Source organism: Acinetobacter sp. 24-47-67, assembly GCF_056779735.1.
On sequence record NZ_JBWYIK010000001.1, the window covers coordinates 117,945 to 140,205 of the forward strand.

Annotated in this window: 20 protein-coding genes; 13 read left to right on the forward strand and 7 right to left on the reverse strand. The window is 38.2% G+C overall.

From position 1 onward, the window contains the following. The first annotated feature begins 119 nt into the window (after positions 1 to 119). The 4 genes from AC1M9K_RS00635 (at position 120) to AC1M9K_RS00650 (ending at position 4,805) form a co-directional block, all read left to right on the forward strand. The gene (locus tag AC1M9K_RS00635) at positions 120 to 1,493 is read left to right on the forward strand and encodes an ABC1 kinase family protein (protein WP_481588180.1); all 1,374 of its coding nucleotides are present in this window, start codon (positions 120 to 122) and stop codon (positions 1,491 to 1,493) included. 227 nt (positions 1,494 to 1,720) lie between these two features. After that, positions 1,721 to 3,016 (forward strand): acyl-CoA dehydrogenase family protein, encoded by a 1,296-nt coding sequence (locus AC1M9K_RS00640; RefSeq protein ID WP_092766330.1) that lies wholly within the window; start codon positions 1,721 to 1,723, stop codon positions 3,014 to 3,016. A 30-nt stretch (positions 3,017 to 3,046) separates the two neighbouring features. Then, the gene (locus AC1M9K_RS00645) at positions 3,047 to 4,246 is read left to right on the forward strand and encodes an acyl-CoA dehydrogenase family protein (RefSeq protein WP_035263603.1); all 1,200 of its coding nucleotides are present in this window, start codon (positions 3,047 to 3,049) and stop codon (positions 4,244 to 4,246) included. Between the two features lie 73 nt (positions 4,247 to 4,319). Continuing rightward, positions 4,320 to 4,805, forward strand: a complete 486-nt coding sequence (locus AC1M9K_RS00650; protein ID WP_481588181.1) for a GNAT family N-acetyltransferase — start codon at positions 4,320 to 4,322, stop codon at positions 4,803 to 4,805. A 38-nt stretch (positions 4,806 to 4,843) separates the two neighbouring features. Here AC1M9K_RS00650 and AC1M9K_RS00655 read toward each other — a convergent pair whose 3' ends face one another. Continuing rightward, complete coding sequence (locus AC1M9K_RS00655) at positions 4,844 to 6,055, reverse strand: alkane 1-monooxygenase (RefSeq protein WP_481588182.1); 1,212 nt, start codon at positions 6,053 to 6,055, stop codon at positions 4,844 to 4,846. 188 nt (positions 6,056 to 6,243) lie between these two features. Here AC1M9K_RS00655 and AC1M9K_RS00660 point away from each other — a divergent pair, with 188 nt between their 5' ends. After that, a complete protein-coding gene (locus tag AC1M9K_RS00660; protein ID WP_092766332.1) occupies positions 6,244 to 7,176 on the forward strand; it encodes an AraC family transcriptional regulator in 933 nt (310 codons plus the stop codon). Positions 7,177 to 7,251: 75 nt separating this feature from the next. On the opposite strand, the gene AC1M9K_RS00665 is transcribed toward AC1M9K_RS00660, so the two are convergent. The 3 genes from AC1M9K_RS00665 to AC1M9K_RS00675 all read right to left on the reverse strand — a co-directional run bounded on the left by AC1M9K_RS00665 (position 7,252) and on the right by AC1M9K_RS00675 (position 10,115). Then, entirely contained in the window at positions 7,252 to 9,117 is a 1,866-nt protein-coding gene (locus AC1M9K_RS00665) for a SurA N-terminal domain-containing protein (RefSeq protein WP_481588183.1), read from the reverse strand. A 128-nt stretch (positions 9,118 to 9,245) separates the two neighbouring features. Next, positions 9,246 to 9,518: an HU family DNA-binding protein gene (locus AC1M9K_RS00670; protein ID WP_035263613.1), complete on the reverse strand. Its 273-nt coding sequence runs from the start codon at positions 9,516 to 9,518 to the stop codon at positions 9,246 to 9,248. A gap of 168 nt (positions 9,519 to 9,686) precedes the next feature. Continuing rightward, positions 9,687 to 10,115: a phasin family protein gene (locus tag AC1M9K_RS00675; protein ID WP_092766445.1), complete on the reverse strand. Its 429-nt coding sequence runs from the start codon at positions 10,113 to 10,115 to the stop codon at positions 9,687 to 9,689. 233 nt (positions 10,116 to 10,348) lie between these two features. Between AC1M9K_RS00675 and AC1M9K_RS00680 the strand changes: the two genes are divergently transcribed. From AC1M9K_RS00680 to fdx, 8 genes are all read left to right on the forward strand, one after another. After that, positions 10,349 to 10,999, forward strand: a complete 651-nt coding sequence (locus AC1M9K_RS00680) for a hypothetical protein (protein WP_481588184.1) — start codon at positions 10,349 to 10,351, stop codon at positions 10,997 to 10,999. 139 nt (positions 11,000 to 11,138) lie between these two features. Continuing rightward, positions 11,139 to 11,612 (forward strand): Rrf2 family transcriptional regulator, encoded by a 474-nt coding sequence (locus tag AC1M9K_RS00685; RefSeq protein WP_035263618.1) that lies wholly within the window; start codon positions 11,139 to 11,141, stop codon positions 11,610 to 11,612. Position 11,613: 1 nt separating this feature from the next. Beyond that, the gene (locus AC1M9K_RS00690; RefSeq protein ID WP_035263620.1) at positions 11,614 to 12,831 is read left to right on the forward strand and encodes an IscS subfamily cysteine desulfurase; all 1,218 of its coding nucleotides are present in this window, start codon (positions 11,614 to 11,616) and stop codon (positions 12,829 to 12,831) included. Between the two features lie 103 nt (positions 12,832 to 12,934). Then, positions 12,935 to 13,321: a Fe-S cluster assembly scaffold IscU gene (gene iscU, locus AC1M9K_RS00695; RefSeq protein ID WP_035263622.1), complete on the forward strand. Its 387-nt coding sequence runs from the start codon at positions 12,935 to 12,937 to the stop codon at positions 13,319 to 13,321. 30 nt (positions 13,322 to 13,351) lie between these two features. After that, on the forward strand, positions 13,352 to 13,672 hold the full coding sequence (gene iscA, locus AC1M9K_RS00700) for an iron-sulfur cluster assembly protein IscA (protein WP_035263624.1): 321 nt from the start codon (positions 13,352 to 13,354) through the stop codon (positions 13,670 to 13,672). Between the two features lie 101 nt (positions 13,673 to 13,773). Beyond that, the gene (hscB, locus tag AC1M9K_RS00705) at positions 13,774 to 14,289 is read left to right on the forward strand and encodes a Fe-S protein assembly co-chaperone HscB (protein WP_092766335.1); all 516 of its coding nucleotides are present in this window, start codon (positions 13,774 to 13,776) and stop codon (positions 14,287 to 14,289) included. A gap of 37 nt (positions 14,290 to 14,326) precedes the next feature. Beyond that, positions 14,327 to 16,186 carry a Fe-S protein assembly chaperone HscA gene (gene hscA, locus AC1M9K_RS00710; protein WP_481588185.1) on the forward strand — a complete coding sequence of 620 codons (1,860 nt, stop codon included), beginning with the start codon at positions 14,327 to 14,329 and terminating at the stop codon, positions 16,184 to 16,186. 16 nt (positions 16,187 to 16,202) lie between these two features. Continuing rightward, on the forward strand, positions 16,203 to 16,541 hold the full coding sequence (gene fdx, locus AC1M9K_RS00715; protein ID WP_035263630.1) for an ISC system 2Fe-2S type ferredoxin: 339 nt from the start codon (positions 16,203 to 16,205) through the stop codon (positions 16,539 to 16,541). Positions 16,542 to 16,606: 65 nt separating this feature from the next. On the opposite strand, the gene AC1M9K_RS00720 is transcribed toward fdx, so the two are convergent. The 3 genes from AC1M9K_RS00720 to mfd all read right to left on the reverse strand — a co-directional run bounded on the left by AC1M9K_RS00720 (position 16,607) and on the right by mfd (position 22,222). Beyond that, entirely contained in the window at positions 16,607 to 18,049 is a 1,443-nt protein-coding gene (locus AC1M9K_RS00720; protein WP_481588186.1) for an adenylate/guanylate cyclase domain-containing protein, read from the reverse strand. 52 nt (positions 18,050 to 18,101) lie between these two features. Continuing rightward, positions 18,102 to 18,539, reverse strand: coding sequence for an HIT domain-containing protein (locus AC1M9K_RS00725; protein ID WP_035263634.1), 438 nt, complete (start codon positions 18,537 to 18,539; stop codon positions 18,102 to 18,104). 224 nt (positions 18,540 to 18,763) lie between these two features. Continuing rightward, the gene (mfd, locus tag AC1M9K_RS00730; RefSeq protein WP_481588560.1) at positions 18,764 to 22,222 is read right to left on the reverse strand and encodes a transcription-repair coupling factor; all 3,459 of its coding nucleotides are present in this window, start codon (positions 22,220 to 22,222) and stop codon (positions 18,764 to 18,766) included. Positions 22,223 to 22,261 lie beyond the last annotated feature (39 nt).

The following is a 22,261-nucleotide window of genomic DNA, read 5'->3' on the forward strand; positions in this document are numbered from 1 at the left end:
ATAAATTGACCATTTATACACCTGATATTGAAATACTTGAACTATTTTAATACGTTCATAACATGTAATATTCAATACAATGATTTCTCTGCGCGATTCGCTTAAAGGACCTAAACTTCATGTCAGATCAGAATGAAAAGCTTAAACAATTAAAAACTTCTTCAATGGATCGCCGTCTTTCGATTGCGAAAGCTTCTCTACTGGCTGGCACACGCTGGGCTGCTTCAAGTGCGAGTTCTATTTTTTCAAGCGAAGAAGAAAAAGAAAAAAAACGTAAACAAGCGATGAAAGAACAAGCTGACTTTCTTGTTGCTGAAATCGGTAAATTAAAAGGCTCTATCGTCAAAATTGGTCAAATGATGGCGTTATATGGTGAGCATTTTCTACCTGAAGAGATCACGCAAGCTTTAAACACTTTAAATAATCAGACCGTTGCCCTCGCGTGGCCTGCGATCCATGAGCAACTGCGCAACCAACTTGGCTCTAAACTCGATGATCTCACCATTGATCATGAGCCTTTAGGCACCGCATCATTAGCACAGGTTCACCGTGCAACACGTAAGTCTGATGGTCTTGAATTGGTGCTCAAAGTTCAATATCCAGGTGTAGCAAGCGCAATTGACTCAGATATGAGCTTGTTTAAGAACATGCTCAAACTTACACGCATGGTTCCTCAAACTCGTGAATTTGATCAATGGTTTGATGAGGTTCGCGAAATGATGCACCGTGAAGTAAATTACAAAATTGAAGCTGAAACAACACGTCGTTTTAGAGCGCGTTTAAAAGATGATCCGCGTTATGTTGTTCCACAAATTATTGATCAATATTGTACAGATCAAGTGCTTTGTATGACTTTTGAGCGTGGTGTTCCGATTAATAGCCCAGTCATGCTTTCACTCCCTCAGGAGCGTCGCAACAAATTAGGTGAAGCATCGCTTGAAATTGCCGTTCGTGAAGTGTTTGAATGGGGCGAGATGCAGACTGATCCTAACTTTGGTAACTACCTAGTACGCTTAGGTGACGGCGCGCAAATTGAAGATAAAATCATTCTTTTAGACTTCGGTGCGATCCGTCAATTTGATGATCAACTCCTCAAGGTAGCTCGTAATTTAATTACCGCGGGCTATCATCATGATGCTCAAGCCATGGTCAATGCTATGACAGGTTATGAGTTTTTCGATGCAATGCCATTAAGCATTAAACCTGACATGGCAAAAGTGTTCCTTCTAGCTACTGAAGCTTTTAGTACTTATAGCAATAATCCAGACCTACCAACAGGCATTATGGATGAACAGCAGCGCTATGATTGGAAACAAAGCCAACTGCATAGCCGTGTGATGCAACGAGCATCCAAGTCGATGGCATCGCGCTATTTTTCAGTTCCACCGAAAGAATTTATGTTCATCAGTCGTAAGTTCATAGGTGCATATACATTCATGACTGTGATCGAAGCAAAAACAAATGTGCGCAAAATGATCCAATCATATGTTTAAGGAACAAAGACCATAGTGATCTATCGTGTCACTATGGTCAATTTATTAAATAAAAAATTGAATTACTAAAAAGAATATATCTTAAATTTCATTAGAATACCTATTCAATTACCATTTATCTGTTTGGTCAAAAAAGTCTTTTAAGCTAGTCATTTTCGACATAGTCATTTCACTAAACACATGTCACGATCTTGTTGTATAAAAAAACCATCAGGGAATTTACAACAATGAATGATATCGCAAACAAAGCGCAAGGTTTAGGCTTAGCCTTGATCACTAAGCTCGCAGGCAGTGATTTAATCGATCAATTAAAACTAAGAAAAATTATCGAACGCTCGCTTTATCAAGGTTCTAAGGCTGGATTTAAAACCTTGGGCTCTACACAGAAAATTTTTAAACAAAAATCCAATACTCCGACTCAACGTCTATCCAATCAGCAAAAAGGGTTATTTGATCTCAGCCTTTCTGAAGAACAACAGATGACTGTTGATGCGATGCAACAATTTGCTCATGAAGTTCTCTACCCCCTAGCACATACAGCCGACCACCAAGCTACTTTTCCAGAAAACTTATGGGCTCAATTTAAAGATTTAGGTGTCAATTATTATGCATTGCCTGAACAATACGGCGGCGTTGCTTCAGAAAAGAATGTGGTTACAAATGTGCTGATCGCAGAGCAACTTGCACAAGGTGACTTCTCATTAACAGCTACATTACTCTCCACGTTCTCAGTCATTAATGCAATTACACAGTGGGGTTCAGCAGAGATTCAAAATAAGTATTTGTCGGCATTTAGCGAACAAGATGATCTATTTGCAACTTTTGCTGTTCAGGAAAATACACCTGCTTTCAACCCTTTCCAATTAAAAACAAAAGCGACACGCCAAGGCGATCATTTTGTCATTAATGGTGAAAAAACTATCGTTATTCTAGGTGAGCAGGCAGATCTTTTATTGGTTTCCGCAGATTTAGATGGAACAGCTCAGGTTTTCATTGTTGAGCGAAATGAAACGATTTCATATAAAGCAAATCCAGCAATGGGGCTGAAAGCAACCCAATCTGTGAGCCTAAAATTTAACAACACACCAGCATTTAAACTAAATGAGCAAGATTTTGATTATTCAGCGTTCATTGATCTGGGCAATTTAATGTGGTGTGCAATGGCAGTGGGTACATGCCAAGCGGTTAAACAATATTGCATTCAGTATGCCAATGAACGCACCGCATTTGGTGAACCAATATCCCACCGTCAAAGTGTTGCATTTATGATCGCGGATATGGCTATTGAAATTGATGCTATGAAAATGTTGGTTTTGAATGCTGCAAGCCGCGCAGAATCAGGTTTAAGTTTCCATCGTGAAGCATACTTAGCACGAATTTTGTGTGCAGAAAAATCAATGAAAATTGGCACTGATGGCGTACAACTCTTAGGTGGACATGGCTTTACCAAAGAACATCCAGTTGAACGTTGGTATCGGGATTTGCGTGCTACTGCCATTATGCATTCTGGTTTACATGCTTAATCAAATAATAAAAATTTAAGGACAATGATGATGAATTTAGAAAATCCGAAAAAATTTAAAATGCTTGTTGATCAAGCTCATCAGACAGCGTTAAACGTGCTTCGCCCTATTTCACGCAAATATGATAAAGCTGAACATGCTTATCCCAAAGAACTCGACATGTTAGCATCCCTATTGGATGGTATGAATGAAGGTGGCGATGGCATGAATGCTGGCGCTGCCGTCAATAAACGTGGAGATACGACTCAAGGCAACAAAAATGGCGTGAACATGTCTACTGCTTTGGGTGTAATTGAGATGTGTTATGGCGATACTGGTTTATTACTTACCATGCCTCGCCAAGGATTAGGTAACTCTGCAATTGCTGCTGTAGCCAATGAAGAGCAACTTGAACGCTTCAAAGGAACTTGGGCTGCGATGGCAATTACCGAGCCAGGCTGTGGATCTGATTCTGCAGCAATACGCACCACAGCGACTAAAGATGGTGATGATTATATTTTAAATGGCGAGAAAATTTTCGTCACTTCTGGTGAACGAGCTGATTCAGTCGTGGTTTGGGCAACACTCGATAAAAAACTTGGGCGTGCAGCAATCAAATCATTTGTTGTTCCTAAAGGCACGCCTGGCATGACCGTTGAACGTCTTGAACATAAACTCGGAATTAAAGCTTCAGATACTGCTGTCATTCGCTTTATCGATTGTCGTGTCCCTGCTGCAAATTTATTAGGCAATGCTGAAATCGATGTTGCAAAAGGTTTCGCTGGCGTCATGGAAACTTTTGATAATACACGCCCTCTTGTGGCCGCAATGGCAGTTGGGTGCTCTAAAGCGTCTTTAGAGCGTATCAAGGAAATTTTTAAAGACCAACTAGATGCTGAATATGCCACCCCCTACCTTCAATCCTCAAATATTGCAGCTCAGATTTATCGTATGGAAGCAGAATGGGAAGCTGCTCGTTTATTAACCCTAAAAGCTGCATGGATGGCTGACAATAAAAAGCCTAACTCGCGTGAAGCTTCAATTGCAAAAGCGAAAGCTGGACGAATTTGTAATGAAATTACATTGAAGTGTGTCGAACTTGCTGCAAGTGTAGGCTATACCGAAGATGAGTTGTTGGAAAAATGGGCGCGTGACTCCAAAATACTAGATATCTTCGAGGGTACACAACAAATTCAACAGCTTATTGTTGCGCGCCGTGAACTTGGAAAATCATCAAGCGAATTGAAATAAATCACGTTGAATTAAACTCAACTCCGATGAAACTTAGATATACTCTGTGAAGATTTACTAAGTTTCATCAATTATGTACTTTATTCGAACTATTCAACCCCAAGATAATCCCCATATTGCAAAAATCATTCGTGAAGTCTCAGTGGAGTTTGCTCTCGCTGCTGAATCAGGCTTCGCAGTAGCAGATCCAATTCTAGATCAACTCTATGACGTTTATACAAAACCTCACTCCATATATTGGGTTATTAGCAATGACCAACACGAGGTCTTTGGTGGTGGGGGCATTGCACCTTTGCTGGGCCACGAAAACACCCTAGAGATACAAAAAATGTATTTTATGCCCTCAATACGAGGTTTGGGTTTTGCAAAACAAATTCTAGAAAAATGTATCCAATTTGCACGAGATCAGGGTTACACGCAAATTTATCTCGAAACCACAGCATCTCTCTTGCAGGCTGTAAAATTATATGAAAAATTAGGTTTTCAACATCTACAACACCCATTAGGAAATACTGGACATAGTGATGCATGCGAAATACGCATGTTAAAAGTATTATAAAAAAACCGACCCATGGTCGGTTTTTTTATTTTTGAGTGTTAGCCCAATAATTTATCAATAACACCAAATTTTTTAAAAATTTTTGCTCGTCGTTTTGGATGAATATTGGCTTTATTTAAATCGCCACCATAATGGTCAAATACGCGCTTATCCATAATTTTAAACCATAACTTAGGTATTAAAACTGGGATCAACATCGTCGCATATCCACTTGGCAACACTGGCGCTTCTTCAAAGTTTCTCAATGCTTGGAATGGTCGTGTCGGATAAGCATGATGATCCGAATGGCGCTGCAACTGGTATAAGAATAGATTGGTTGTGATGTTATTATTATTCCAACTATGTTCAGGCATAGTACGCGAATAACTTCCATCTTCTTTCTTTTCTCGCAATAAGCCGTAGTGCTCAAGATAGTTGACCATTTCAAATAAAGTCACACCGTAAAGTGACTGTATGGCTAAGAATGGTAAAATTTTCTTACCATACAGTTTCAGCATCGTTGCGTGAAAAGTTGCACTAATGGCTGCGCCGTGAAATAACTCATTTTTCAGTGAAAAGAACGACTCACCCTTACGATTTAATCGATGTTTTTCAATCTGTATTGCTGACTTCAAGCCACCGCTAATGGTTCTTGGAAGAAACTCGTAAAAGGTCTCACCCATCTTAGAAGTCGCTGGATCTTCTGGAGTAGCTGCGCGCTTATGATGCCCATATGGGTGCTCAATACGGAAATGATTGTATCCAAGTGGTGCTAGTGTCACGTGTGACCAATAATGATCTGCACGCTTCGGTCGATGGCATAGTTCATGGGCAGTATTCACACCAATACCGTTGATCAACCCCATAGTACAACCAATCAACAACTGATCCAACAATGGGGTTTCTTTACGAGAGACCACGTATCCAGCAAAAAAATTGGCTGCATATTGTAAAGGAACAAACATTTTTACTATACGATCATAGTAAGGATCACTGACTAATTTTTTGATCTGCTCATCACTCGGATTATTCTCATCAGTACCGACCAAAGCATCAATGGTGGGAATAATTACGTGTAATAATAAAGGTCCACCTAATGCAAACAATTTTTTAGTTGCTTTAGGTCCGTATTGATATCCAGCCAAAAAGCCCATCCCTAATACAGGTAGTGCTGGACTAAGCAACCATAAGTAACGCTTCTTATCCAGTTGTAAGCCTCGCGCTATCGGGTTCTGACTCAATAACTCTTCAACTTTTACCTTTGCATTCACTTGCAATTTTCCTTTTCTATTTCTTATTTTTATCTTTGTTCATTTCAAATTTCAAATACAGTCGTAATCGTCCAAAAAAGCTATTGAGTCGTATTTCCACAACGATTTTGAAGCTAAAATACATTATAGAAATCTTTACACATGTTAAGATTCAGCAATTGTAAGCGTATAGGGAATATACGAAAAACATGGATGCCCTCAGTCAAGTTTTTGAAGATATTCACCTCAAAAATACGGAATATCTCTACCTTCAAGCACAAGGTAAATGGGCTTTTGAGTTAAGTCATCAAACAGCCATGATTACCTATATTTTATTATACGGTGAAGCCTTTTTTAAATTTCAAAATGGCGAACAGCTACACTTAAAAGCTGGAGATATGGCAATTATTCCTTCTGGAATGTCACATCAAGCCTATAGCCATCAAGAACAAACATTAGTCAACATTACTCAAATAGATCATTTATTTAAAGGTTTAAGAGATGATGAAATTATCCTCGGTGACGAAGATGATAAATCTGAGAAATCTCTCATCTTCAGTATACGATCTAACATGGACAGTATTATGGGTGGACCATTGATTCAAGCCTTACCCACTTATATCCATTTAAACAATGCACTGAATGCTAGAGAGCCGGAGTGGTTAAGGATCGGGCTTTATTTCGTGGCTGATGAAACCAAGATGAACCGACCTGGTCGCCATAAGATTATGGATCACGTGGTGAGTATTATGTTAATCGAATGCGTGAGAGATTACATTTCCACGCTTACAGATCAGAATAACTGGTTAAATGCACTTACTCACCCAGAATTGAGCCCTGCATTTTCAGCGATTCACAGCCAACCAGAACGAAACTGGACTGTAGAATCATTGGCAGAAACTTGCTTTATGTCGCGTTCAAAATTCGCTCATTTATTTCAAAATATGGTGAATGAAACACCATTAGCATACTTACAGAAACACCGTTTAAGATTAGCCAGTCAACTTTTACGCTTGAGCCAGCTTTCAATCCAACAAATCGCGCACAAAGTTGGTTATTCATCAGAGACTGCATTTAGTCAAGCCTTCAAAAAACATTATCTATGCAGTCCAAGCCAGTATCGGAATACTTATTTGAATTAATCGAATTAAATAAATCATAGCAAAATAAAAAAAGCACCGAAGTGCTTTTTTTATGAAGATAGAATTACTGGTGAGTTACTTAATTTTTGCAACTGACTTTAAATACTCAGTGTAATCTTTAAGTAATTGTGTACCACGATAGTTTTGATAAAGCTGTGCAAGCTGCTGTTTTTCTTCAGCCGAAATCGAATCCATAGATGGTTTTTTTACCTCAGCCACACCGATAATTACCATTTCATTTGGTAATTGAGCTGTAGTCACAGACCACATTCCTGCTTTAGGTGCAGGCACACTAAATGCAGCACGTTCAATTTCTCGTTTAAGACCTTGAGAACGAGTAAACACACCTGCATTTACGAAAGATTGCTGATGCTTAGTTAAAACCTGCTGTGAAGGTAGTGTTTTAAAATCCTTTAACATTGCAGCAACTTTTGCTTGAGCAGCTTCATATGCCTTTTGATTCAACAGCTTTTCTTTAACCTTCGCTTTGGCTACTGATAAAGGTTGAACACCAGCTTCACGGTATTCACGAACTTTCAACCAAACTGTATCACCATTAGCCAATTGTATATTGCTGGTCGCGTTACGATCACCATTTTTTACATCTTGACTAAAGATCTTAGCTTTTACAGCAGGATCCGCTAGGACTGTATTTTGAGTTGCAAGAGTTACATTATTCGCAGTAACCAATTTAGCCGATTTTAATTCCTGAGGGACTACATCTAAAGCATCGCTACTTACAACGAGCTCATTCAAACCATTTACTAGATCAGAATAAGCATTGGCATTTTTAGATTTTAATAAATCAGCTTCAAGACGTGCTTTTTCAGACTCAAAACTAGCAACATTCACTTGAGCAGCTTTAGCTTGAATAATATGTACACCAAAATCGGTTTTTACTGGCTTAGAAATCGTACCTTTTGAAGCTTGAACTGCATTATCAAAAGCATCACCGAATACACCGACTTCATAACCAACAACTCGACCCGCATTATCTTTGGAACTAGAATCTTCAGAATACTGTTGAGCAGCCTCTGCAAAAGATAATCCTGATTGAATTTTTGCATAGACATCATTGGCTATTTTTTCAGCCTCAAGCGCAGTACGATTATCTGTTGTAATCAAAATATGTTGGACTTCAACTTTGGCATTTTTATTTTGTTGAGTTACATATTGATCATAAGCTTGTTTTAATTCTGCATCTGTAACAGTTGTTGTGGCATTTGCTACCATAGCAGGCGTTACCAATACATAATCAAGATCAACTGAGGCAGGTTGCTTAAACAGCACTTTATGTTTTTCATAATAAGCAGCGACTTCAGCATCAGTTATTTTTACAGACGTTTTGTAATCATCCAATTTTACAGATGACATAAATAACGTACGTTGCTCACCTTGTAGATTTGCGATTTGCTGAATATCACTTTGGCTTACCAAAGAATTATCACGAATGCTTGAAACTAACATTTGAAGCGCATGATCTTGTCTTAAATTTTGGATTAGACCCTGGCTCGTCATATTAATTGATCGAAGATAGTTTTCATAAGCTTGTTGTGAAAATTTACCATCAACCTGCAGACTTGGCTGTTGAGCAATCATTTGTTCAATCTGAGCATCACTTAAACTGATGCCTAACTTTTCAGCCTGCTGAACCAATAAAGCACGATCAATTAAACTATCTAGAGCCATTTGTTCAATATACGATTGATTCAGAAGTGATTCATCACCTTGAACCATTTGTAAGAATTGATCTTTATAATTCTTCGTTTGAACTTCTAGCTCTTTATTAGAAATTTCTAAATCATTAACGGTTTTAGCAATCCCATCTTTGTTTCCACCACCGAAATAGCCTTCAATACCGACCAATGCCAATGGTGTCAAAAATAATACTAGAAGGACTTTGCCGAGCCACCCTTTAATGAGTTTACGAAACGATTCCATAGGTATTCCAATATTTTATTTCAAAGCGATTCTAACTGATAATCCAAACCGAATATATCAGATGAAGCCATAAATTTTCTTTTTAATAAAAAACGCGCCAAGTCGGCGCGTTTTGGACTTAATAAGAATTAAGCTACAGAATCTTTTAAACCTTTACCAGCTTTAAAGCTAGGAACTTTGCTTGCTTTAATTTGTAATTCTTCGCCAGTTTTCGGGTTACGACCAGTGCGTGCAGCACGATCTTTAACGCTGAAAGTACCAAATCCTACTAAAGTAACAGAGTCACCTTTTTTCAGCGCTTCGCCAATAGAAGCAATAGTCGCGTCCAATGCCTTACCAGCATCAGTCTTAGACAATCCCCCTTTCTCTGCAATCGCATCAATCAATTCTGATTTATTCATGAAGATTACGTCCTCTTATATCGTTTGTTTAAAATCCAAGGCTTGTATTTTAAAAGGCCATGACGACTTTATAGCAATGCTTTGGGGGGAAACGCAATACTGCTCGACCTGTTTTGATCAAAATAAGCGACAAAAAATACCAAAATTACAGTTTTATCTCTAAATCCATCATTTTTTTTCGAGTTTGGCTCGTAAAGCTTGATTTTCAGCAATGAGCACATCTAATTTCTGGTGAATATCTAAAATCATATTCTCAAGATGTTGTACATCTTTAGTTGAGACGAGCCCAATACGATTAAGCGAAGTACTCACCCCATGATCTAAAAGTTTTTCCACCTTATCTTTTTTATCCGTAACAGACTCTTTAGTTTTTTCCGCAACTTTGTTTACTGTTTGATCTGTAAATTCAACCGTTTTTGATTCAAGCTCTTCACCAACTTTGACTAAAGAGTCAAACATTTTATTACCTTCTTCCTCTGCGCGAGAAAAAGCACCTAAACCAGCAAGCCAAATTTGTTTAGTATATTTACGAAAATCAAGTGTGGACTTGCGTTGATGCTTTGTTTTACGTGAGTTTGCAGGTTGTGAGTTGTCCATTAATTCCTGTTCTTTATTGTTATTTACATCTTGATCCACCGTTACACTCCTGTATATTTTAGCCTCTAAACTGACTATTCGTGCATAAAATACATTGATAATATCAAATATCGCTATTGAACCTTGTTCAAAACTGTTCTACAAAGCAATGATAAATGATGTAATCTTAGACTTAATTTAAGTTTGTGTTAATAGAACTTTTTAGATTTATTAAATTTGAATAGGATTTTTTTATGAGTGAATCGCAACAACAACAAGGTCATACCCGTTTGTTGCTTAACATTGTTATGTTAGTTTTAGAGACATTCTATTCTTTCGTCTTAAAACATGACTATGTTGTTCGCCTTCAAGCAAAAAAATTTGTAGAACAACAAATTACAATTAAAATGAATAGCTATATCCCCTATTTTGACTTCTATATCCAATTTACGGATAAAGGCATCTTATTTGACCTTCAAGCGCCAGAAAAAGAACCTGACCTCAAGGTAAGTAGTACTTTAGTCGATATCATTCAAATTTTCGGGTTTGCAAACCGCAGAAGTTTGAAAAAAATGCGTATTGAAGGTGATCAAACCCTTAAAGACGAATTCAGAGATTTAGCATTACATCTCTCAACACCGAAATTACTTTCAGATTGGAAAAACTGGTTAACAACAGCTTCTGAAGACCAAGATACAAAGGCTTCGAGAAAACGCATTGCACCATTACTTGAAAAAATTGACTTACAAAGATCTAAAATCAATACACTTCAAGTAGAGGTAAAACAATATAAAAATCGTATTCGTCGCATGCAAACCAACCAAAAACGTATCAATATTGCGTTCGGGATAGTTTCGGTTCTCTTCGTGGCTTTAATCGTGTATAATTTATTGATTATTTATTAAAATAATAAAGTTTTATCTGTTTAAATCCTCGCCATATTTAATTCCGATTAATTTAGTTGGTTTTTAGAAAAAATACTTGACTAAATTAGTCGGAATTCATAAAATTTCATCATCTAGCCTTTTACACGTGTATCGAATCATGCGCTTAACCACTCGCGGTCGCTACGCAGTGACTGCATTACTTGATCTAGCTTTGCAGCCGACTGAACAAACCATTACTTTGGCAGAAATTGCTACTCGCCAAACTATTTCTGTGGCTTATTTAGAACAACTATTTGCTAAATTAAAGCGTCATGGCTTGGTTTCGAGTGTACGTGGTGCTAATGGTGGATACCATTTAGCGCGTAATGCTTCTGATATTACGGTCTTAGAAATTATTGAAGCTGTAAACGAAACTGTTGATGCAACACGTTGTGACCACAAAGGTAACTGCCAAAATGGCGCAATGTGTCTAACTCACGATTTATGGCAAGAACTCTCCCTCCACATTGCCGATTACTTAGCTAAAATCTCTCTTGCTGATTTAGTTGCTCGCGATAACGTTCAAACTGTTGCGATCCGCCAGAATACAGCTCCATTAGATTCAGCCCTTTTATCGGTTACAGGTATTTGACATGAAACGTCCAATTTATCTTGATTATGCTGCAACGACTCCAGTCGACCCACAAGTTGCTGAGCGCATGATGGAATGCCTTACATTCGATGGGACTTTTGGTAACCCTGCATCACGTTCGCACGCATATGGTTGGCAAGCTGAAGAAAAAGTTGAATACGCTCGTGAGCAAGTTGCAAATCTTGTAAAAGCAGATCCACGCGAAATCGTTTGGACATCTGGCGCTACAGAATCTGACAACCTTGCATTGAAAGGTGTTGCACAGTTCTACGCTTCAAAAGGCAAACACATCATTACGAGTAAAATTGAACATAAAGCAATTTTAGATACTTGCCGTGAATTAGAACAAGAAGGCTTTGAAATTACCTATCTTGAACCAGAAGCTCAAACAGGTCTAATTACTCCTGAAATGGTTCAAGCCGCTTTACGTCCAGATACAATTCTTGTTTCATTAATGATGGTCAATAATGAAATTGGTACTGTGACTGATGTTGCCGCTATTGGTGAATTAACTCGTGCGAATAAGACATATTTCCACGTAGATGCCGCTCAAGCTGCTGGTAAAGTTGAAATCGATTTATCAACCATGAAAATTGATTTAATGAGTTTCTCTGCTCACAAAATTTATGGCCCTAAAGGTATCGGTGCACTTTACGTACGTCGTAGTCCACGTGTGCGTCTTAAAGCTCAAATGCATGGTGGTGGTCATGAGCGCGGTATGCGTTCTGGTACGCTTGCAACTCACCAAATTGTTGGTATGGGTGAAGCATTTGAACTTGCAGGTAAAAACCTAGTTGCTGAACAAACTCGCTTACGCACTCTACGTGACAAACTTTGGAATGGTCTACAAGATCTTGAACAAGTTTTCTTAAATGGTCATCCGACTCAAAACGTAGCAAACTACTTAAACGTAAGTTTTAACTTCGTTGAGGGTGAATCTTTAATGATGTCACTTAAAGATGCTGCTGTTTCATCTGGTTCAGCTTGTACTTCTGCAACATTAGAACCTTCTTATGTTCTTCGTGCATTAGGCTTATCTGATGAGTTAGCACACAGTTCAATTCGCTTCAGTTTTGGTAAATATACGACTGAAGAAGACATTGATCACGTACTAGAAGTGACAAAAGCTGCTGTAGAAAAATTACGTGACCTTTCTCCACTTTGGGATATGTACAAAGAAGGGATTGATCTGTCGAAAGTTGAATGGACAGAACACTAATTTAAACCAAACACATGCATCTTATTAAGCTTAAATATTGAAATTTAATAAGATGCACCCATATTAAATATTATCAGCCGACCCTGAGGTTTGGAGACGCATCATGGCTTATAGCGAAAAAGTGATTGATCATTACGAAAATCCTCGTAATGTTGGTGTTTTAGATAAAAACGCAGAAAACGTAGGTACAGGTATGGTCGGTGCACCAGCTTGTGGTGACGTTATGCGTCTTCAAATCCAAGTGGATGAGAATGGTGTAATTGAAGAAGCTCGCTTCAAAACTTACGGATGTGGTTCTGCAATTGCTTCAAGTTCACTTGTAACTGAATGGCTAAAAGGTAAAACTTTAGACCAAGCACAGCAAATCAAGAATATTGATATTGCAAATGAACTTGCGCTTCCTCCTGTAAAAGTACACTGCTCTGTACTTGCAGAAGATGCAATTAAAGCTGCTGTAGAAGACTACCGTAGCAAAAAAGCGAAAGCTTAATTTAGCGCTTGATGATTGAATGGAGTTTTCATGATCAATTTAACTGAAAATGCTGCAACTCATATCAGCAATTATTTATTGAATCGCGGTAAGGGTGAAGGTATTCGCGTTGGTGTGAAAACTTCAGGTTGTTCTGGATTGGCTTATGTTCTCGAATTCGTTGATGAAGTTGACGAACATGATCAAGTCTTTGAACAGTTTGGGGTTAAAGTTTTCGTTGATCCGAAGAGCCTTGTTTATCTAGAAGGTATGGAAATGGACTATGTTAAAAATGGTCTAAACGAAGGTTTTGAATTCAACAACCCAAACAAAAAAGGTGAATGTGGTTGTGGTGAATCTTTCACTGTTTAAGATAATCATTCTCTTTTTACCTGATTAAAACAGTGCCCAGCACTGTTTTAATTCTATTCAGCGCCCACTTTTATTTTTCACTATTTTGGAATTTCCAATCCATGAATCATTTTGAGTTGTTTAATCTCCCTGTAGCACTCGATATTGATTTAGCAACTTTGAAAGCTAACTTTCTAAAATTGCAGCAACAATATCATCCAGATAAAGCTGAAAATAAAGACCAAGCCTTGATCAAATCTAGCGAAATCAATCAAGCTTATAAAGTTTTATCTCAAGTTGACAGCCGTGCTGGATATTTACTTACACTCAAAAAACAAGACTATCATTTAGATCAATCCATCAATGATTTCGAATTTTTACAATCTGCATTAGAAATTCGTGAACAGTTAGATGAAGCTCAAAGTTCTGAACAACTTTCATCTTTAAAAACTGAAGTGCAACAATGGATTGATGGTTTAGTTCGCGAATTCAAAATAGACTATGAAGCTGAAGATTGGGCTGAGTCTCGCGATACTGTTCGAAAATTACGTTTCTTCCAAAAAGTGATGAATGATATACATCAAGCTGAAGATCGTATTCTCGATGATGAAGATTTTGACTTAGATGACGAATTCTAATTTTATTTTTTTGTTTTATTTTCAAGGGATTTAACACATGGCACTCTTGCAAATTGCTGAACCTGGACAATCAAGTGCGCCACATGAACATCGCATTGCTATTGGTATTGATTTAGGTACGACCCACTCTCTTGTAGCAACTGTGCTTTCTGGCAAACCTAAAGTTCTAAACGATGAACAAGGTCAAGTGTTACTTCCTTCTATCGTACATTATGCTGAAAACTCTACTGTGCTCGGCAATGACGCAAAACCGTTTATAACTCGTGACCCACAGAATACTATTGTCTCTGTAAAACGTTTTATGGGACGCTCAAAAGCTGATATTAAATTTCAACACCCATATCAATTGGTGGGTGAAGACAATCAGATGCCTGCTTTTGAAACAGCGCAAGGTCGTAAAACACCTGTCGAAATTTCTGCTGAAATTCTAAAAAATCTAAAAGATCGTGCTGAAGCAAGTTTAAAAAATCCCATAAATGGTGCTGTCATTACAGTACCTGCCTATTTTGATGAGGCACAACGTCAAGCAACACGAGACGCTGCACAGCTCGCTGGTTTAAACGTACTGAGATTATTAAACGAACCTACAGCAGCAGCTGTAGCGTATGGTTTAGATCAAGCAACAAATTTAAGTACAGATCAAAATTATGTGATTTACGACTTAGGTGGTGGTACTTTCGACGTCTCCATCCTACGTTTCTCACAGGGTGTATTTGAGGTACTCGCTACAGGTGGACACACTGCACTTGGAGGCGATGATTTAGATCGTCTTATCGTCAAGTGGGCTAAAAAATCACTCAATATCGAGACCTTAGATTATAACGAGTATGCACACTTCCTTGTTGCAGCACGTAAAGCGAAAGAAGCTTTATCGGACCAAGATCAAGTTAATCTTCAGCTTTTAGAAAACGAATTAACTTTGGATCGTTCAACGTTTGAAAGCATCATTAAAGTTGCTCTAGATAAAACGATTTCAGTGTGCAAACGAGTATTACGTGACGCTAAATTGAAATTAGACGATATAAAAAATGTCGTTTTAGTAGGTGGCTCTACTCGCTCTTATGCGGTACAAAAAGCTGTAGCAGAAGTATTTAGTCAAGAACCCCTGTGTACCATTAATCCAGATGAAGTCGTTGCAATCGGTGCTGCAATTACTGCCAACCAATTAATTGGTAATAGTACAGATGGTTCTCTACTACTTGATGTAACACCATTATCACTTGGTATTGAAACCATGGGTGGACTAGTAGAGCGATTAATTTCACGCAATACTGCAATTCCTGTCGCTCGTCGTCAAGAGTTCACCACGTATCAGGATGGTCAAACTGCGATGTTAATCCATGTTGTCCAAGGTGAGCGCGATTTAGTAGAACATTGCCGTAGTCTCGGACGTTTTGTTTTACGCGGCATTCCACCGATGACTGCTGGTCAAGCACGCATTGAAGTGACTTATCAAGTCGATGCTGACGGTCTCTTATCGGTATCTGCTCGTGAAACAACATCTAACGTCTCAGCTCAGATTGATATTAAACCATCATACGGTTTATCTGATACTGATATGGAGCGCCTACTGGTTGATGGTTTTAAATTTGCAGCAGAAGATAAAGCCCTTCGTCATTTACATGAAACTAAAGTTGAAGCTCAACGAGAACTTGAAGCTCTTTCTCAAGCGCTTAAAGCTGATATTAAACTCTTGACTGAACAGGAAGCTCAGGATTTAATTTCTGCACAAACTCATTTGGCTCAACAACTTGAAACTTCTGATATTGAAGCAATTGAAGCTGCTGTTGCTGCGTTAAAAGTTCATAGTGATGCATTTGCTGCAAAACGAATGAATCAACATATTGATCATGCTCTCAAAGGCACTAAGCTTGACGATTGGTCAAACTCAAACTAAACATAGGTAAAAATTTATGCCACGTATTAAAGTTCTTCCACATGCGCAAATTTGCCCTGAAGGTGCTGAGTTTGAAGTTGAGCAAAATGCCAATCTTTGCGAAAGCCTTCTAAAAAATGGTATCAAAATTGAACATGCTTGTGATATGTCTGCAGCTTGTACGACCTGCCATGTCATTGTTCGTAAAGGTTTTGACGGTCTTGAAGAAATGAATGATGTAGAAGCAGATTTACTCGATCGTGCTTGGGGTTTAGAGCCTGATTCACGTCTTTCTTGTCAAGTAAAAATTGAAAATGATGATTTAGAAGTTGAAATTCCGAAGTACACGATTAACCATGCTTCTGAAAATCATTAATCATTTGTAAAACCATATAAAAAAGGTCACTTAAGTGACCTTTTTATTTATGTAGATATAAAATCCTAATTTAGATATTTTACTTCATCAGATAGTTTTAACTTCACAATACCAGAAGAGTTGGTTAAATCCTGCTGAAGTTTAATACGTTCAATCATTTTTTCTAAAACTGCGATTAATTCAGCATATTCGTAATTTTGTACTTCTTCCATATTCAGCACCAGTTGAAACCCTTTGTACTCGTAATCAAACCAATGTTGATGGGTTTGCTTGGTGCTATATTTTTCCATGACCTGCCAACTTTTAATTGAACCATGAATCCCTTTCAGCTCTATAGGTTCCTGAGGTGCACAAAGATAATAGTTTTTAACTAACTTATAAGTCTCATCCGAGATTAAAATTTCATCAATTTCTGCAGCATTTTGAAGTCTTGCAGCTAAATTTGCATCCCGCCCAACAATGGTATATGCCATTCGATGAACTGCGCCATAGTTACCAACGTGACAATAACCTGTACTAATGCCCATACGTATATGCAGTGCTGAGTATCCCATTTTCACCCAGCGTTCACGCAAAAATTTCATTTGTTGACGCATTGCCATCGCCATATCGATGCAATTTTTGGCATCTTGTTCAACCCCTTGCGAATCTGGATCTCCAAAGAAAATGAGAATCGCGTCTCCCATAAACTTGTCAATTGTTCCACCATATTGCTTGGCAATTTCAGTCATATGGCTCAGATAGTCATTCAAAACAAAAGCTAAGTCATCTGGAATAAGAGTCTCTGAAAGCTCAGTAAATCCCTGAATGTCAGAGAAAAAAATCGTAATTTTTTTTCGTTTATATTCAAGTTTCGCTTCAGTTTCACCACGCATGATTGATTGCCACAATTGAATTGGTGCATAGCGGCTTAACTGATTCGATAACTCAATATATCGATTCATTTCTTTAAAATAAGTTTGACGTTGAACATCTAATTTTTTTACACGTCGATTCTGATAATAATTAGCAAAATTCACAAAAAGAATCGCACATATACACGAGACTACGGACAATTCGATTGAAGTTTGCTGGAAATAATCTTCAAAACCAAAAATAAAAATTGTACAAATATAAAAAACAATGATCGCAACTAAAATTGCAATCGAACTCACCATCATCGAAATTTTATTATTAACGGCGGTATACACTAATCCAAACAGGAAAACAAATGTTGGCAACAAACTTAAATGCACTGCTGCTAAGGCGGTAGCTACAACAACAACATCAATAATAAAGAACGCAAAACGTCTGGTTTTACTACCATAACGATATTGGATACTGTGTGAAATTCGGGGCGCTAATAGAATCAGCAAGAAAATAAATAGAGGGTATAAAATCTGATAATTTTGGTTTTGTGAAGTGAAATAATAGATCACAACAAGAATCGCGATCATCACATACCCCATCATCCTGAGGAGTACTTCAAATTGCTGTGGCTCTTTATCCAGCATTCGTTCAAATGGCAATTGCTATTACCTCAATTCACATTATTTTTATTCTTCCCTGAAATTGACGTATTTACTCCATACGCCAATCGAAAGGCATGTCACCTTGACCACGTAGCGCGAGCATGAGCGTTTGACGCATATGCGCTAAAACATCATTACTGTAAGGAACTGCAGGTGAAGCACCCCAAACAGGCTTAGGCCATGCAGAATCATTCTGATAACGAACTACATGATGAAAATGAAGTTGAGGAACCATATTTCCTAGTGCTGCAACGTTCATTTTATCCGCACGGAAAACTCGAGATAATTGACTAGATAACCAGCTAGATTCTCTTAAAAATTGTTCTTGGTCTGCTTGGCTTAATTCATATAATTCAGTTACACCAGGAACACGCGGTACCAAAATCAACCATGGAAATTGCATGTCATTCATTAAACGACAAGTTGAAAGTGGAAAGTCGCCAACAAAAAAAGTATCTTGAGCAAGTTGTGGATGCAAACTAAACATATATTTATAAATGACGCAAAAATTAAATGGATAGCTAATACTAACACAACAGTTTTAGACTGAGTATTATTAGTCATGTGTTTCGATACAAAAAAATATGTATTTCATTGATTTGAATCTCACTCATTCATTGCAATGCATCGCTAAAAAATCAACCTATAAGGTTGACTGTCAGCCAGTGCATTTTGAGCAATGAACAAGTATTGATTCAAGCCCAACTTAGATCAGTTGAGCCCCCTCATCAACTCATCTAAAAGATCATTAATAAACTGAATTCTTTTATCATTTTCCTCAAGCATAACCATCACTTTCAGACGTTGACCACCGTCCATTCTAAAAAATGTCGGATGTTTTTGCATCATTTGGATAATACTCATCGCTTGAACAGGAGTATCAGGTGAAAATTCAATTTGGCCACCCTGCTTACTCAAATCAATCTTGGTAATACCTAATTTTTCTGCTTTTATACGCACCTGATGAACAGTAAAAAGATATTTCACTTGTTGAGGTAGCACACCAAAACGATCGATAAGCTCCATACGGATATGATCGAGTTTTTCTTGTGTATCCGTATTACTAATTCGCTTATAGAACAATAAACGCTGATGCACATCACCTAAATATTCATCTGGAATTAATGCAGGCATATGTAAACTAATTTCTGCGGTGAGTGACAAAGGTGCATCAAAGTTAGGAGTCTTACCATTTTGGATGGCTTTAGTCGCTTTCTCAAGCATTTCCATATATAGACTATATCCAATTGCATGCATTGAACCACTTTGCTGCTCACCTAGAAGCTCGCCTGCTCCACGTATTTCTAAATCCTCTGTCGCCAATACAAAACCAGCGCCTAAAGTAGAAGCACGCTGAATGGCATCAAGTCGTTTTTCAGCATCACCTTTTAAGCCTTTAATAGACGGAACCATCAGATACGCATAGGCTTGATGATGAGAGCGCCCCACACGACCACGCAGTTGATGAAGTTGTGCCAAACCTAGCTTGTCTGCTCGCTCAATGATAATTGTATTGGCATTTGGTACATCAATTCCCGTTTCAATAATGGTCGAACACACCAATACATTATATTCTTTATGATAAAACTGCTGCATGACCTGTTCTAACTCACGCTCACGCATTTGACCATGCGCAACTGCAACCCGAGCTTCAGGAACTAACAACCGAATATTTTCAGCCGCTCGTTCAATGGTATCCACTTCATTATGCAAAATATAAACCTGACCACCACGTAATAGTTCACGCAAGATCGCCTCTTTCATCGTGGCATCGGTCTGCTCATTGACAAAGGTCTTAACAGCGAGACGGCGTGCAGGTGGTGTAGCAATAATTGAGAGGTCACGCATACCTGAAAACGCCATATTTAAGGTACGCGGGATTGGCGTAGCGGTTAGCGTCAGCATATCTACATCGGCACGCATCGCTTTAATACGTTCTTTATCTCGCACACCAAAGCGATGTTCTTCATCAACAATCATCAATCCAAGTTGTTTAAACTGGACATTTTCCTGCAAAATTTTATGCGTTCCAATGACGATATCAACTTTACCCTCTGCCAAATCTTCGATCGTTTTTAAGTGTGTTTTATTTGAGCCAAATCGAGATAACACTTCAATACGGATAGGCCAATCAGCAAATCGATCTTTGAAAGATTCATAATGCTGTTGCGCAAGTAAAGTTGTTGGAACTAAAACAGCAACTTGCTTATTGTTCTGTACAGCAACAAAAGCAGCTCTCATCGCCACTTCTGTCTTACCAAATCCAACATCACCACAGACTAAACGATCCATTGGTTTAGCTTGTTGCATGTCGTATAAAGTCGCTTCGATAGCATTCGCTTGATCAAGCGTTTCTTCATAAGCAAAACCACTAACAAACTGCATATAAGTAGTGTGATCTAATTCAAATTGGATACCTGGTTTTGAGTGGCGTCTTGCTTGAATATGAAGAAGTTCGGCTGCAACATCATGTATCTGTTCTAGTGCTTTGCGCTTAGCTTTATTCCAAGCATCAGTACCAAGTTTATGCAGTGGTGCTAAATCAGGATCACCTCCACTGTATCGACTAATCAGGTGCAAATTGGTGACAGGAACATAGACTTTGGCATCATCAGCATAATTAAGTTGCAAAAATTCGTGGTCTTGATCATCAATACATAAAGTCACTAATCCCGCATAGCGACCTACACCGTGATCAATATGAACTACAGGAGCACCTATACTTAATTCAGTTAAACTTTTAACTAAGAACTCTTCAGAAACTTCATGCTGGCGTTTTCTACGGCGTTGTACAACACGATGCTCATAGAGTTGATTTTCTGAAATGACAGATATTTGTCCCTTAATCTCCAAGCCACGTTCAAGTGGTGCATGCGTTACTGCTACTGAATATTGTTGATTAATAAACTCCTGATAATGCTCTACAACAGGAATTTCACCCATACTTGCTCGCAAGGAGTCCTTTAACGATTCACGACGTCCCGCACTTTCAGCGACGAGTAAGACAGGGTGTTGCGCAGCATCAATAAATGATTTTACAGCATGAAATGGCTGTTGATGTTTAGGCTCGACCGCTAAACGAGGTGGCTGTTCAGCAGAGGTATTAATTACACCCGCTTTAGGTTCAAAAACTTCGTCAGATGCGATAATACGAGGAAACTGATTGAGTTGTTCAAAAATTTGATTTTGTTGAAAGAAGATTTGTTCTGGAGCTAATAAAGGTTGATCAACATTATGACGTCGGTCTTCATAACGCTGATAAATATCTTTCCAAAATTGAGTTAATTCACTTTCAATATTGCGATCTGTAATGACAATGGAATGATTTGGTAAGTATGATGTAATACTACTTTGTTCTAGCATTTCTTTTTTTGAAAAGAACAGCGGAAAGTAATAGTCCAATCCCGGTGAAGATATACCCTCCATTACATCCTGATAAATTGGATTTTTTTTCGGGTTCGCCGTTGGAAACTCTTCAGCATAACGGTCTCGAAATTGAGCTCTACCTTCTTTTAAAGGAAACTCTTTAGCTGGTAAAACCTTAAAATGTTCAAGTTTCGTCGTGGTCCTTTGAGTTTCTGGATCAAAAAATTTTAAAGAATCAATTTCATCATCAAACAAATCTATTCGAATTGGAGCATCTTGCCCTGAAGCAAAAATATCAACTAAACTTCCCCGAACAGCAAATTCTCCATGATCATATACAGTATCGACCAAATGATAACCAGCCTGAATCAGGCGTTGTTTCTGCTTTTCTAAATCAAATTTTTGCCCAACGCTAATATCAAAATGCTCACCTAACACCCAAGACGTCGGCGCAACACGTTGTGCCAAAGTTGTGCTTGAAATGAGTATTATCCCTTTTGTTGGCATATTAGAGAGCACTGATAATCTTTCTGAGACAATATCTTGATGCGGAGACAACCGATCGTAAGGTAAGATCTCCCAATCTGGAAAGATGGTGGGCTTCACACCATAAAATTCAAGTTCACTCTCAAGTTGAGCTAAATGTTGATTATTTCTAGCTACCAGAACAAAGAGTCGATCAGAGTTTTGACTTATTTCTTTTAAAAGCAAAGCGATGGCAGAGCCTTTAAGCGCCCCTAACCATCTTTTTTCGCCAGATTTTATTTGTGATAGATTAAGTTGAGAAATTTCTTTTTGGAACATGAAGATCGCTTTAAAAGTCTGGTAGGACATTGCACTATT

Coding starts and splice junctions, on each gene's coding strand:
- AC1M9K_RS00660 (WP_092766332.1), top strand. CDS start 6,244: ATGGATGCCCTCAGTCAAGTTTTTGAAGATATTCACCTCAAAAATACG.
- AC1M9K_RS00670 (WP_035263613.1), bottom strand. CDS start 9,518: ATGAATAAATCAGAATTGATTGATGCGATTGCAGAGAAAGGGGGATTG.
- AC1M9K_RS00650 (WP_481588181.1), top strand. CDS start 4,320: ATGTACTTTATTCGAACTATTCAACCCCAAGATAATCCCCATATTGCA.
- hscB (WP_092766335.1), top strand. CDS start 13,774: ATGAATCATTTTGAGTTGTTTAATCTCCCTGTAGCACTCGATATTGAT.
- AC1M9K_RS00665 (WP_481588183.1), bottom strand. CDS start 9,117: ATGGAATCGTTTCGTAAACTCATTAAAGGGTGGCTCGGCAAAGTCCTT.
- AC1M9K_RS00685 (WP_035263618.1), top strand. CDS start 11,139: ATGCGCTTAACCACTCGCGGTCGCTACGCAGTGACTGCATTACTTGAT.
- iscA (WP_035263624.1), top strand. CDS start 13,352: ATGATCAATTTAACTGAAAATGCTGCAACTCATATCAGCAATTATTTA.
- AC1M9K_RS00635 (WP_481588180.1), top strand. CDS start 120: ATGTCAGATCAGAATGAAAAGCTTAAACAATTAAAAACTTCTTCAATG.
- AC1M9K_RS00690 (WP_035263620.1), top strand. CDS start 11,614: ATGAAACGTCCAATTTATCTTGATTATGCTGCAACGACTCCAGTCGAC.
- AC1M9K_RS00725 (WP_035263634.1), bottom strand. CDS start 18,539: ATGTTTAGTTTGCATCCACAACTTGCTCAAGATACTTTTTTTGTTGGC.
- AC1M9K_RS00645 (WP_035263603.1), top strand. CDS start 3,047: ATGAATTTAGAAAATCCGAAAAAATTTAAAATGCTTGTTGATCAAGCT.
- hscA (WP_481588185.1), top strand. CDS start 14,327: ATGGCACTCTTGCAAATTGCTGAACCTGGACAATCAAGTGCGCCACAT.
- AC1M9K_RS00680 (WP_481588184.1), top strand. CDS start 10,349: ATGAGTGAATCGCAACAACAACAAGGTCATACCCGTTTGTTGCTTAAC.
- mfd (WP_481588560.1), bottom strand. CDS start 22,222: ATGTTCCAAAAAGAAATTTCTCAACTTAATCTATCACAAATAAAATCT.
- AC1M9K_RS00675 (WP_092766445.1), bottom strand. CDS start 10,115: ATGGACAACTCACAACCTGCAAACTCACGTAAAACAAAGCATCAACGC.
- fdx (WP_035263630.1), top strand. CDS start 16,203: ATGCCACGTATTAAAGTTCTTCCACATGCGCAAATTTGCCCTGAAGGT.
- iscU (WP_035263622.1), top strand. CDS start 12,935: ATGGCTTATAGCGAAAAAGTGATTGATCATTACGAAAATCCTCGTAAT.
- AC1M9K_RS00640 (WP_092766330.1), top strand. CDS start 1,721: ATGAATGATATCGCAAACAAAGCGCAAGGTTTAGGCTTAGCCTTGATC.